This is a genomic window from Paenibacillus sp. JGP012 (genome assembly GCF_014203995.1).
Taxonomy (GTDB): Bacteria; Bacillota; Bacilli; order Paenibacillales; family Paenibacillaceae; genus Paenibacillus; species Paenibacillus silvae.
In genome coordinates, this window is sequence record NZ_JACHKG010000007.1 from 164,387 (window position 1) to 176,447 (window position 12,061).

The following is a 12,061-nucleotide window of genomic DNA, read 5'->3' on the forward strand; positions in this document are numbered from 1 at the left end:
ATGATAGTGAATGAACAGACAACCGGGAATAACAAAACAAAAGCAATGTCCTCATATCTGGCTCCGCTGGTTAAACAGATCCCTCCATCCGGTATCCGCAAGTTTTTTGATCTGGTGGGTGATAACAAGGATATCATCACGCTGGGGGTAGGGGAGCCGGATTTTGTAACACCATGGCATATGCGCGAAGCATGTGTATATTCACTCGAAAGAGGCATGACAAGTTATACCTCGAATGCAGGTATGCCCAAGCTGCGCGAGGCTCTCAGTCAATATCTGGAGACGCAGTTTGATACCAAATATGATCCAAAAGATGAGATTATTGTCACCGTAGGCGGCAGCGAAGCCATTGATCTGGCTCTGCGCGCACTGATTGTTCCAGGAGATGAAATTCTGATTCCTGAACCGTCTTATGTCGCATATTCGCCAATTGCATCTATCGGTGGAGGTATCCCGGTCGGGGTGGAAACTTACGCGAAGGACCAATTCAAGGTAACTGCGGAAGCGCTGGAAGCCAGCATTACACCGAAATCCAAGGTCGTTATTTTATGTTATCCAAGCAATCCTACAGGAGCAATCATGACGTATGAGGACTGGCTGCCGATTGCAGAAGTAATCAAAAAACATGATCTGATCGTCATTGCTGACGAAATTTACGCTGAATTGACGTATAATCAAAAACATGTCAGCTTCGCGTCTATTCCTGACATGAAGGATCGCACCATTCTCGTCAGCGGTTTCTCCAAAGCATTTGCGATGACAGGCTGGAGGATTGGCTATATGTGCGGTCATCCCGAACTGATTGCAGCCATGCTCAAAATTCATCAGTACACCGTGATGTGTGCGCCGGCTATGGGGCAGGTAGCTGCCTTGGAGGCTTTGACCAACGGTCTTGGTGAGAAGGATCGCATGGTGGAATCGTATAATCAGCGCAGACGTTTAATTGTGCAGGGGTTCCGTGATATCGGACTTGATTGCCATGAACCGCAAGGGGCATTTTACGCTTTTCCAAGCATCCAGAAGACAGGCCTGAGCTCCGATCTATTTGCTGAACGCTTGCTGACGGAGAACAAGGTGGCCGCAGTACCGGGGAACGTATTCGGACCGCAAGGTGAAGGGTTTTTACGCTGCTCATATGCTACTTCAGTGTCCCAATTGAATGAAGCGCTGGAACGCATCGGAAATTTTGTTTACAAGGTCCAAAAAGAGGGTTAATGAGAGTAAGAAGTACAGAACAAATCAGGTAGTTGGAACTTTTCCAAAAAAATACTTTCTTTTACAAAATATTATGATATAATTTCAATTTGAAATAAGATTTCATATATTTGGAAAACTATTTTTTCAAGGAGGGGTTAGCTTTGTTTTGTGTTGAATATGATTTACCGACGAATCGTGGACACGTTCTGGCAGAAGGCGATCATGGCGACCGATGGTCGGTGAACCCTGATCACGCATCCATGCCTAACATTTCCTTGGAAGATGAGATTCGTATGCTCCGAAGCAAGATGGAACAGATTTTCATGGAAGAGAAGTCTTTTACATCTGATGTTGTTATTGAGATTAGCAGTCTTCTGGATTTGAAGATTAATGAATACATGAAGGCAAATCCGATCAAACCGAAATAAATTTTCGGATGGGACGAATATGCCGATATATCAAATCGCAGAAGGAGATCCGAGAGGGTCTCTTTTTGCTGTGCAGCATGTTATTACGGTGGAGCAGTACTGTTATTTTTTTGCGTGGAACAATTGTGATATATTGGACATAGGAGACTAAAGGGGGAACTGGAATGAAGAGATTTTGGGGACTGATGGCAATGGTTTCACTTATTTTCTTATTAGCCGGTTGCGGGGGCAAGGATGGATTTACGGTGTTTATCATTGATAACCAGGGCAATCCATCGGGCATTTCGGAGAAGCTGCAGGAAAATCTGCAGAAAAAGCTTGGGGAAGAGCCTAAAGTGGAGATCATTACGAGTGCTATGTACGATGTTCAGAAAATATTGGTTGAGTATGCAGCAGGCAGCCACGACATCTTTATTTTGCCTGAGAATGATATGAAGCAGTATGGTCAGAATGGCTCGAATGTTCCGCTGGACGATACCTTTGATGCCAAGAAATACGAGCGTGGTGTGTTTGAAGGGTCTGTACTGGTCGAAAAAGGGAAGGGCGATGATGGCTCCGACATGAAAAAGGAAACCCATCTGTACGGCATCCCGCTGGAGGACATGCAAATGTTTAAAGATGTAAACTATGCACCAAGCAACTTATTCGCTACAATTCCATTGTCGGCGGCTAACATTGAAGAGTCGAAAAAAGTGCTGAAGGCACTAACAGAATAAGATTTAAATCAGAGCAGATGTGGAAGGGGGGAGCGGATTGTTAATTACGGTCACAGGCGGCATAGGCAGTGGAAAAACGCGCTTTGCGCTGAAATACGCAGCCCAAATCAGCCGGGAAGGTGTCTATCTATCCACTGGTGATCATGATCCCGTTATTCCCGAATTGCCATCCGCTCACTATCGTGCGATTCAGGCAGGAAACGGGTTGAGGCTTGCTGAGCTTGTGACACAGATTAATCGGGAGTCCAATCTGTTTCTGGCGGATCAGCGCATCGTTATCGTAGATAGTTTGACGTCCTGGATGGCGGCTGGCTTCAGAGCAGCAGAAGACCTTGATCAACAACGACTGGAAACGCAGCATTTGCTTGACGCCTTGCTGTCCTATCAGGGCAAAATTCTGGTGATCACTAATGAGATGCATGGAAGCTTGTATCCATCAGAGGAAGAACGTATTTTTGCCGCAAGAATGGCCTCGGTTAACCGAATTCTGCAGACACATGCGGAGCAGATGTATATGCTGGTTTCCGGTCTTGTTATTGATCTCAAGGCTCAACAAGTACGGTATGAAGATGAGGGAAGATAAGATGAAAGCAGCATGTTCGGTTGAGAAGCACCGGCATGTGTGCGATCACTCAAATTGACAATTGGAGGGGTTATGATGGGGATCTATACGAGAACCGGTGACGAAGGCCAAACTTCGGTTATCGGCGGCAGGGTTATCAAGGATGATGACCGGGTAGAGGCTTACGGTACGATTGATGAATTAAATTGTTTTGTGGGGCAAGCGATTAGTTTGATCGATGCGGCGAATGGGGATTTCGAGGACTTGCGGGAGCATCTGCTGGAAGTGCAGCAGGAGCTGTTTGACTGCGGATCGGACCTGGCCTTTGTACGTATTAGTGAAACAAAATACAAAGTACGGGATGAGATGGTTACCCGTCTGGAGCAGTGGATTGATCAATATGATGCCGAGAATCCTAAAGTGGAACGTTTTATTATCCCGGGAGGAAGTCAGCTCTCATCTGCACTGCATGTGTGCCGTACCGTATGCCGCCGTGCGGAGCGCCGTACGGTTACGCTGGGACAGCACACGGATATTAATCCGTCGGTGCGACGGTATTTGAATCGTTTGTCGGATTATTTCTTTGTTGTGGCACGGACAGCCAATGCGAGACAACAAGTTGCTGATATTGAATATGTGCGGAGCAAAAAAGTATTCCGCCGTAAAGAATGAGCCAGTATTACGCGCCGATTACTTACAGGGTTACCGAAATGGAGGACGGCTGGCTGCTGAAGACCGTGCTTCAGAAGCGACTGCAGGTATCGCGCAAGCTTTTGTCCAAAATCAAATTAACAGAGCAGGGTGTCATGCTCAATGGTGAACGGGTATACATCAGTGTCAAGGTTAGTGCAGGTGATCTGGTGGAGGTGCGGATGGAGCAGGAGGAATCGGATGATATTTTGCCAGAGGATATTCCATTCACCGTGCTGTATGAAGATGACCATCTGCTGATTGTAAACAAGGATGCGGGCATTATTGTACATCCAACGCATGGACATTACACAGGTACGCTGGCGAATGGTGTGGTGCATTATTGGCAGAAAAAAGGCGAAAAAGTCCGCTTTCGGCCGATTCACCGACTGGATCAGGAAACATCCGGTGTGCTGGCGATTGCCAAAAATCCTTATGTGCACCAGCATGTGTCCGAGCAAATGATTGCAGGCACGGTGGATAAAAAATATATTGCACTGGTTCATGGTACTCCTGTTCCTGAACAGGGAGCAGTTGATGGTCCGATCGACCGTGATCCCGAAGAGCCGCATCGCCGTATCGTTACACCTGACGGGTATGCCGCGAGAACGCTGTATACAATGTTGACGCGCTGGGCAGACGGCACAGCCAGTGCGGTAAGTCTCAAGCTGGAAAGTGGACGGACACATCAAATCCGGGTACATATGACGTCCATCGGCTGCCCCTTGATTGGTGATCGCATGTATAAAACACTGCCTGTGCATCAAGTCGATGAGCAGACGATGCTTGTTCGGGAAGAGCGGGATACATGGATCGAACGCCAGGCACTGCATGCGTGTGAACTGACGTTTGAGCATCCGATTTCTCGCGAACGCATGACATTCCAGGCGCCACTGCCGCCAGATATGGCCGCACTGGAGAAACGTTTAGATGCCGAAGCATGCCCGCGAGAAAAGCTGTAAGATCCAATGCAGAGCAGGAAGCGAAGCCCTGAACCACACGCCGCAGGCTAAAGGGACTTTGAAGCTTCTAAGGTTTAGCTTTGCAGAGCAGGAGGCGAAGCCCTGAACCACATGCCGCAGGCTAAAGGACTTAAAAAGCATCTAAGGTTGTTCTGGCTCTAGGCAATGGAGTCTTCAACATGCCCTTGTCAGGCAGTGTTGAGTGGAAAAAGTAAAGGCAGAATGAAGGGCGATGAGCCCTCATTGGCCCCCAAAAAAATTGCAGGGCGAGGGTATCGGGATGGAGCGACTTTTGGATTTGCGGAGCAAACCAAGGGAAGCGAGAGACCGAAACCTGAGCCTACCGAGCGGATGGAGGGACATTAACCATGACCAACTTAAAAGTTTATCAATATAGCAAGTGCGGTACATGCCGCAAAGCGGTAAAATGGCTTGAAGCCAAAGGACATGAGCTGGAGCTGATTCCTATTTTTGATACACCGCCATCACAGGATGAATTAGCCAAACTGATCCAGAAGAGCGGACTGGAAGTGAAAAAGTTTTTTAACACCAGTGGTGAAGTATATAAGGAGCAGCAGCTGAAGGACAAGCTGCCGGGCATGTCCGAGGAGGAGCAGATCAGTTTGCTCGCTTCCAACGGCCGCCTGATCAAGCGCCCTATCGTAACCGATGGTGAGCGAGTGACGGTTGGCTTTAAGGAAGAGACGTTTGAGCAGGAATGGAATAACGCATAAATCCATATTTTGATCATGATATGTGCAAATTGCGCGATCCAAGAGTAAATACCGGATTAGCCTTGAATTGTTCAACATTCAGGGCTTTTTTGCTGAATCCGAGCAGGTGTAACTATGCTATAATGAGGGTTGGCGTAACCTTGCCAAGATGATAGAATTAGTTTCGATATTTTATACATGCTATTGGAGTTGGACATTGAATGTATGTGTTCAGCTTGCATAGATCAAGGAGAGAGTAAATTCAAGTGAATCAACGTAATGAACCTACTTTGTTACTGGTAGACGGTATGGCAGTGTTGTTCCGTGCGTACTATGCAACAGCTGCAAGCGGATATATCAGACGCACAAAGGCAGGGCTTCCAACCAACGCAGTCTATGGGTTTATCCGTTATTTCTGGGATGCAGTTCAGACCTTTGGACCAAGCCATGTGATCTGCTGCTGGGATATGGGAGGCAAGACGTTTCGCGGTGAAGAGTATGCGGCGTACAAAGGGAATCGGGCCGAAGCACCGGATGATCTTATTCCACAGTTTGCTTTGATTAAGGAAGTGATGGACAGCCTGAACATTCCAAATATCGGAGCTGCGGGATATGAGGCAGACGATTGTATTGGCACGCTTGCGAAGCATTACACCGAAGAGACCGATCTGAATGTGATGGTGCTTACCGGTGACCATGATATGTTACAGCTGATTAATGACCGGACGAGTATTATTATTATGAAAAAAGGTCACGGCAACTACATGGTGTACAATCCGGAAACGCTGATGGCCGAGAAACAGCTAACCCCGCGTCAGATTATTGACATGAAGGGTTTGATGGGGGATGCCAGCGACAATTATCCCGGTGTACGAGGCATTGGTGAGAAGACGGCTTTGAAGCTGGTACAAGAGTACGGCTCGATTGAAGGCATTTTAAACCATCTGGATCAACTAACCCCTTCAGTACGCAAAAAAATCGAGAGTGATCTCGATATGCTTCATCTGTCCCGCAAACTGGCAGAGATTCATTGTGCTGTTCAGGTGGCCTGTACGCTGGAAGGCTGTGAATTACGTCTGGACCCCGATACGGTGATGGACAAGTTTGAACAACTTGAGATGAAGAGCCTTGGCTCTTGGATGGGAGTGGCAATTGGATGACGAGCAGCAGGAGAATGAACAGAGTGAGTAAAAAGTGGTGGACCGGGGCGTTGGCCCTTGTCCTGGCTTTGCCCGTATTGCTTTCGGGGGCCGTAAGTGCACCGCAGACGGCGGAGGCCAAAGCCGCGATTAGTTCCAAAGTACAGAAAGTGAATGCAGCAGGACGAAGCTTTAGTGTGCAGACCGTAAGTATTCCCAAAGGTACACCCGTTACAGTAGGACTTGCCAAGAAGCAGGTGGGCCAGACAGCAACGTTGCCATCCATCGTGAAGGCATATGGCGCGCAAGCCGCAATCAACGGAGCTTTTTTTGAAGCCTATCAAGGAGCACCAGACCCATACGGCATGTTAATAGCAAATGGAAAAGTTATACATATAGGAAGATATGGTACTTCAATCGGATTTAAAGCAGATGGTTCAGCAATTATGGATTCACTTCAAGTAAGCTTGACTGGAAAGGTTACGGATGCGAACGGAAAATCACGCAGCTGGTATGCAACGTTTATTAATCGCACGCCTTCAGCAACTTCAAACATCAGCATTTTGTATACGCCAGAGCGCGGTGCAAACGTTGGTTTTAAAGGAGGCACCGCAGTGATTATGGAGAAAGGGGTAGTTACCAAAAAAGTACCGAACTCCAATGTTGCTATTCCAAAGAACGGTTCTGTGCTTGTGTTTACAGGCAATGAGAAATCCATGTCGGACCGTTTCACTGCAGGTTCCACCGTAGAGATGAATTACAGATACACCAACGCAGCCGGGCAGGATATTCCCTGGCAGGAGGTCGTTACGGCGGTTGGGGCTGGCCCACGTCTGGTCAAGGACGGCAAAATTGCTGTAAATCCGGCAAGTGAAGGCTTCAAAGACCCTAAAATTCTGAATGCATCCGGGGCGAGAAGTGGAATCGCAATTATGGCGGACGGTTCAGTAATGCTGGCTACCGTTTCCGGTGCTACAATAAAAGAATGGGCAGCAGTGATGCAGAAGCTGGGGGCCAAGCAGGCTATGAATCTCGATGGCGGTGCATCCTCAGGTTTGTATGCCAGTGGCAAGATGCTGACGTCTCCAGGTCGGCTGTTGAGTAACACATTGGTATTTGGCGGTTCTGTCCGATAAAAATCAGTACAGGAGGTATGATGCAAATGACACCTATATCCGATCTGACAACAGAAAAGGACAACACATCGGTTCTGGCCATTAATGTGGGACAGCCCAGACCGTTACCCGGTCAGAAACATGAGGTGCTGAGCGGAATCATGAAACATCCTGTCTCCGCCCCGGTGTTCCTGTCATTCACAGGAATGACAGGGGATGCTCAGGCGGACCTTGTTCATCACGGGGGTCCGGACAAGGCAGTTTGTGTATACGATTACAGCCATTATGCTGCACTTGAACAGCTGATGAATCGCAAGCTGGACTGGGGAGCTTTTGGAGAGAATCTTACGGTCACAGGCTGTGCTGAAGAAGAGGTGCGCATTGGGGATATATTCGAATTAGGCGATGCGCAGGTGCAGGTCAGTCAACCAAGGCAGCCGTGTTTCAAGCTGGGAGCAAGGTATGACTACAAGGAGCTGCCCGTTTATTTTCAGGAAAGTGGACATACAGGCTTTTATTTTCGAGTGCTGCAGGAAGGGCAGGTTGCTCCGGCATCCCGTTTCAGAAAAATACACACGGATCAGACCTCGATGACGATCCTTGATGCGAATCGAATTATGCATCAGGGGAAGCAAAATGTGGAGGGGATTCAGACATTGTTAGCCATTCCGGCACTTTCGGAAAGCTGGAGACAGACACTGCTCAAGCGACTGAACAAGCTGGTGAGTGACTGAGACGCAAGTCTACAATTCTGTATGTCTGAATCCGCAAATTGAACTTGTACCCACGAACCATTCAATCCACAAACTCAAGAGAGCAGCGCGCTAATTAAAACCAACCTGGGAGTGAAGCAAACATGACAGTTTTAGGTGCAATTGAAGCAGGCGGAACCAAATTTGTATGCGGCATTGGTACGGAGCACGGAGAGGTGTTAGAGCGTGTAAGCTTTCCTACAACCACGCCAGAGGAGACGATGGCGCAGGTCATTGCTTTTTTTGAAGGCAAAGGCATTGAAGCATTGGGTGTAGGTTCTTTTGGTCCGATTGATCCCATTGAAGGAAGCCCAACGTATGGTTATATCACGACTACGCCTAAGCCGCACTGGGGGCAGTACAACATGATTGGCGAACTCAAGGAACATTTTGATGTGCCTATGACGTTTGATACGGATGTGAATGGTGCTGCTCTGGGGGAAGCGACCTGGGGAGCTGCTCAGGGTCTTGATAGCTGTCTGTATATAACTGTAGGTACAGGTATTGGTGCGGGAGCTGTGGTTGGCGGTAAAATGGTTCATGGATTGTCTCATCCCGAGATGGGGCATATCATTGTACGCAGACATCCAGAGGATGCTTACGAGGGCTTTTGTCCTTATCATGGGGATTGCCTTGAAGGTTTGGCAGCAGGTCCGGCCATTAACAAGCGTTGGCGGCAGCCCGCCTATGAGCTGCCGTCAGATCACAAAGCGTGGGAGATTGAGGCGCATTATCTTGCACACGCATTGATGAATTATGTGCTGATTCTGTCACCACAGAAAATCGTGATGGGCGGCGGTGTTATGAAGCAGGAGCATTTGTTCCCGATGGTGCGAAGCAAACTGCAGGAACTGCTCGCGGGATATGTACAGCATCCGTCTCTTCATGCCGGGATTGATCAGTATGTAGTGCCCCCAGGTCTGGGAGATAATGCAGGATTATGCGGTTCACTGGCTTTGGCAAAATTGGCCTTGTCCAGATAGATAATATAGGGATTGACGAATTTTACCATTATGGTTATGATAGGTGCAACAGTATAGCACGGTTAATGAGGAAGCACCTCTCTTGCGGCATTTTCGCAGGAGGGGTGTTTTTTTGTGCTGTCCGGAGACAGCCGATGCTTTGTTAATCGAGCATGCTGCAACGTTATAAGGAGGGGAATACACATGGAAGTCATTTTCATGAACAAGTTATCCAGAACATCAGATCAACATGAGGACATTGCCCAGCTGTGGATCGGGGAGGAGGAGAGCGTGTGGCATCTGGGGTGGAGCCGGTACGAGGCCGGAGATCGTGAGGATACGATCTGGTATGAAGGCACGTCATGGGAGGAATTACTGCATATTTACCGTCATCAGCTTGCGATGCAGATGAGCGAGGGATATCGTCCATTGCTGCATGGATTGTATCATGAGAACGAAGAGATGAAACCTCGCAGTTATGCGGGGCAGCGGCTGCATTGCTTTAGCGAGCTGTATGGGAATGAGCAATTATATGATGATCTGTGTGCATGGCGGCGGCAGAAGGCTGCAAGTGACCGGAAAGCTCCTTATTTTGTAGCAACCAATCGTCTGCTCCGGCTGATCAGCGCTTTTGTCCCCCATACGATGGATGAACTCATGCAGCTGCCTGGTGTTGGTGAGAGCAAGGCATCGGAGTACGGGCTGGAATGGCTGGAGATGACAAGCGGGATTGAGCGTTCCAGATCGTTCCCGCTGGATTGGGTGTATACCGTTTTGAAGGAGGAAGAGTACGAAAGCTGGTTGTACAAGCAAAAGGAGCAAAAATACAAGCAGGAGCTGGATCAATTCCTCACGCGCAAGCATGTGCTGCAGGGGATGAAGGATGGTCAGACTTTGGAAGAGATTGTAATTCAATCTGGCTTATCCCGCCGTGAGTTAATTGAACTGCTGGAGACACTGGATCTGGAAGGTTACGATACGGACTCTCTGCTTGATGTCGAGCTGGCTGTGATGCCTGAGGCTGAACAAGAGGCGGTCTGGAGTGCATATGAGGAATTGGGCGATACGTTTCTGAAGCCTGTCTTACATAAAGTTTATGGAGGAGAGCGCCCGGAAGCAGGTAGCCTTGAGCAGGTATATGAACGATTGCGTATGATTCGCATCCGTTTCCGCAGACATGTAGAAACGGAACGTAATGTTGGTTAGCTCGGTAGTGCTTAGGAAAAATAGATACCAAAAAGACGAAGTCGTTCCCGGTGAGGGGCGCTTCGTCTTCCATTTCAAATCCAGTCTTTTTTGCGAAAAATAAAGAACATCGTCAGGCCGAGTGTAATCATGAGGCCAATGACAGCGTAATAACCATATCTCCAGTGCAGCTCAGGCATGTTATCAAAGTTCATCCCGTATATTCCGGTAATCACGGTCAGCGGCATGAAGACAGTTGTAATGGCCGTAAACACGCGCATGATCTCATTCGCCCGGTTTGCGATACTGGATTGATAGGCTTCTCGCAAGTTGCCCATCAGGTCGCGGTACGTTTCGAACGTTTCCGAAATTTTCACGGCATTCTCATAAATGTCACTGAAATATTTTTGCAGCTGATCATCAATCAGACGCAGGTCTTTTTTGTTCAGGGTGTTGATAACCTCTTTCTGAGGCCCAAGCACTTTTTTCAGCCACAATATTTCACTTCGCAAACCGATAATTTCATTCAGATGTGATTTCTTGGTGTGCATCAGAATGTCTTCTTCCAGCTTCTCGATGCGAGCTTCAATTCGGTCACCAACGGTGAAATAATTGTCTACAATCAAGTCAACCAGCAAATAGAGAAAGCGATCGGGACTGTTGATCTCCTGTTCCCACAGGATCGGCTTCAGCATCCGTAATTCACTGACCTTCTGTTTCGTTACACTGATAATGAAATGTCTGCCGAGAAACAGATTGACTGCCCGCAGAAAGATCTCTTCATCATCAAAGCGAATGCTGTTGATCACGATAAAATAATGATTTTCATAAATTTCAATCTTTGGACGCTGCTCCTCATCACTCAAGCAGTCCTCCACAGCCAGATCATGCATGGAGAACAGGGGCTGCAGCACAGCCAGATCATCTACGTCTGCATCGATCCAGTAAAAACCTTCAGCCGGTGGAGTCAGCGCTTGCTGGATGTCATCCACCGGAATAAATACACCGTTATTAACCAACCGGATTTTCATGTAATCTACTCCTTCTGCACCCGCCATCAAGGCGGATTTCATCATTAATATGGGCGCAAAAGAACAGATCAGCCGGTCGGCAGCGAAGCCCGATGTACAGGTCTCCGCTTGTTTACGTTCAATCTATAATCAAACGGAAAAAACGGCCCGCTGCCGATGCTGATATCCATTCTCTATGCAGTTGTTCGGAAATCGACTGCCAATTGGGCCTCGGGTCGCCATCCATTTAATATGTCACCTCTCACATAAGGGCTTATAAACACTTGTCTAGTATACCGCTGGTCCAGAGTGCTTTCAAGCGCAAAATGTGTCTATTTCGCGCTCTGAGGCAGTGTATGATTACGGAGTAGAATCGGTTCCGAATTCGGTATCAGAAACACCTAACTGCATCTTGACGTGAGGGCCTGAATGTTTTAAAGTAAAAGTTAATAAATTTGAATTATAATTGAATACAGCGAAATCTTATCAAGAGTAGGTGGAGGGACTAGCCCGATGAAACCCGGCAACCGGCGATATACCGCACGGTGCTAATTCTTGCAGCGACCAAGCATCCTTGTGGTGCTGTTGTAACTGAGAGATGAGAGAGGCGCATATCTGTTTACATATGAC

At 47.9% G+C, this 12,061-nt stretch carries 14 protein-coding genes and 1 riboswitch; of the genes, 13 read left to right on the forward strand and 1 reads right to left on the reverse strand.

Annotated elements, in window-relative coordinates; all coding sequences use genetic code 11:
* The 13 genes from HNR77_RS11775 (at position 1) to HNR77_RS11835 (ending at position 10,442) form a co-directional block, all read left to right on the forward strand.
* Positions 1–1,215, forward strand: coding sequence for an aminotransferase class I/II-fold pyridoxal phosphate-dependent enzyme (locus HNR77_RS11775; RefSeq protein WP_184184063.1), 1,215 nt, complete (start codon positions 1–3; stop codon positions 1,213–1,215).
* 221 nt (positions 1,216–1,436) lie between these two features.
* Positions 1,437–1,625 (forward strand): aspartyl-phosphate phosphatase Spo0E family protein, encoded by a 189-nt coding sequence (locus HNR77_RS30295; RefSeq protein ID WP_311768613.1) that lies wholly within the window; start codon positions 1,437–1,439, stop codon positions 1,623–1,625.
* Positions 1,626–1,789: 164 nt separating this feature from the next.
* Positions 1,790–2,341 carry a hypothetical protein gene (locus tag HNR77_RS11785; RefSeq protein ID WP_184184066.1) on the forward strand — a complete coding sequence of 184 codons (552 nt, stop codon included), beginning with the start codon at positions 1,790–1,792 and terminating at the stop codon, positions 2,339–2,341.
* A 37-nt stretch (positions 2,342–2,378) separates the two neighbouring features.
* Positions 2,379–2,924: a bifunctional adenosylcobinamide kinase/adenosylcobinamide-phosphate guanylyltransferase gene (locus HNR77_RS11790; protein WP_184184068.1), complete on the forward strand. Its 546-nt coding sequence runs from the start codon at positions 2,379–2,381 to the stop codon at positions 2,922–2,924.
* A 75-nt stretch (positions 2,925–2,999) separates the two neighbouring features.
* Positions 3,000–3,575 (forward strand): cob(I)yrinic acid a,c-diamide adenosyltransferase, encoded by a 576-nt coding sequence (locus HNR77_RS11795; protein WP_111272333.1) that lies wholly within the window; start codon positions 3,000–3,002, stop codon positions 3,573–3,575.
* On the forward strand, positions 3,572–4,555 hold the full coding sequence (locus HNR77_RS11800; protein ID WP_184184071.1) for an RluA family pseudouridine synthase: 984 nt from the start codon (positions 3,572–3,574) through the stop codon (positions 4,553–4,555). Before HNR77_RS11795 ends, HNR77_RS11800 begins: the two co-directional genes overlap by 4 nt.
* Positions 4,556–4,753: 198 nt before the next feature.
* On the forward strand, positions 4,754–4,921 hold the full coding sequence (locus HNR77_RS11805; RefSeq protein WP_184184074.1) for a hypothetical protein: 168 nt from the start codon (positions 4,754–4,756) through the stop codon (positions 4,919–4,921).
* A gap of 2 nt (positions 4,922–4,923) precedes the next feature.
* Entirely contained in the window at positions 4,924–5,289 is a 366-nt protein-coding gene (locus HNR77_RS11810) for an arsenate reductase family protein (protein ID WP_184184077.1), read from the forward strand.
* A 245-nt stretch (positions 5,290–5,534) separates the two neighbouring features.
* On the forward strand, positions 5,535–6,428 hold the full coding sequence (locus tag HNR77_RS11815; protein ID WP_184184080.1) for a 5'-3' exonuclease: 894 nt from the start codon (positions 5,535–5,537) through the stop codon (positions 6,426–6,428).
* 14 nt (positions 6,429–6,442) lie between these two features.
* Positions 6,443–7,543 (forward strand): phosphodiester glycosidase family protein, encoded by a 1,101-nt coding sequence (locus HNR77_RS11820; protein ID WP_184184240.1) that lies wholly within the window; start codon positions 6,443–6,445, stop codon positions 7,541–7,543.
* Between the two features lie 26 nt (positions 7,544–7,569).
* Positions 7,570–8,256, forward strand: a complete 687-nt coding sequence (locus tag HNR77_RS11825; RefSeq protein WP_184184083.1) for an MOSC domain-containing protein — start codon at positions 7,570–7,572, stop codon at positions 8,254–8,256.
* A gap of 122 nt (positions 8,257–8,378) precedes the next feature.
* Positions 8,379–9,257 (forward strand): ROK family protein, encoded by an 879-nt coding sequence (locus HNR77_RS11830; protein WP_184184086.1) that lies wholly within the window; start codon positions 8,379–8,381, stop codon positions 9,255–9,257.
* A 183-nt stretch (positions 9,258–9,440) separates the two neighbouring features.
* Entirely contained in the window at positions 9,441–10,442 is a 1,002-nt protein-coding gene (locus tag HNR77_RS11835) for an HRDC domain-containing protein (RefSeq protein WP_184184088.1), read from the forward strand.
* 74 nt (positions 10,443–10,516) lie between these two features.
* Here the strand turns inward: HNR77_RS11835 and corA are convergent, their stop codons facing one another.
* Complete coding sequence (gene corA / locus HNR77_RS11840) at positions 10,517–11,452, reverse strand: magnesium/cobalt transporter CorA (RefSeq protein ID WP_184184091.1); 936 nt, start codon at positions 11,450–11,452, stop codon at positions 10,517–10,519.
* 459 nt (positions 11,453–11,911) lie between these two features.
* A riboswitch (SAM riboswitch) is annotated at positions 11,912–12,036 on the forward strand.
* The last annotated feature ends 25 nt before the right edge of the window (positions 12,037–12,061 follow it).

Excerpts from the sequence above, each read along its gene's own strand:
- HNR77_RS11820 (WP_184184240.1), top strand. The coding sequence starts at position 6,443 with ATGAACAGAGTGAGTAAAAAGTGGTGGACCGGGGCGTTGGCCCTTGTC.
- corA (WP_184184091.1), bottom strand. The coding sequence starts at position 11,452 with ATGAAAATCCGGTTGGTTAATAACGGTGTATTTATTCCGGTGGATGAC.
- HNR77_RS11810 (WP_184184077.1), top strand. The coding sequence starts at position 4,924 with ATGACCAACTTAAAAGTTTATCAATATAGCAAGTGCGGTACATGCCGC.
- HNR77_RS11785 (WP_184184066.1), top strand. The coding sequence starts at position 1,790 with ATGAAGAGATTTTGGGGACTGATGGCAATGGTTTCACTTATTTTCTTA.
- HNR77_RS11825 (WP_184184083.1), top strand. The coding sequence starts at position 7,570 with ATGACACCTATATCCGATCTGACAACAGAAAAGGACAACACATCGGTT.
- HNR77_RS11795 (WP_111272333.1), top strand. The coding sequence starts at position 3,000 with ATGGGGATCTATACGAGAACCGGTGACGAAGGCCAAACTTCGGTTATC.
- HNR77_RS11830 (WP_184184086.1), top strand. The coding sequence starts at position 8,379 with ATGACAGTTTTAGGTGCAATTGAAGCAGGCGGAACCAAATTTGTATGC.
- HNR77_RS11835 (WP_184184088.1), top strand. The coding sequence starts at position 9,441 with ATGGAAGTCATTTTCATGAACAAGTTATCCAGAACATCAGATCAACAT.
- HNR77_RS11800 (WP_184184071.1), top strand. The coding sequence starts at position 3,572 with ATGAGCCAGTATTACGCGCCGATTACTTACAGGGTTACCGAAATGGAG.
- HNR77_RS11775 (WP_184184063.1), top strand. The coding sequence starts at position 1 with ATGATAGTGAATGAACAGACAACCGGGAATAACAAAACAAAAGCAATG.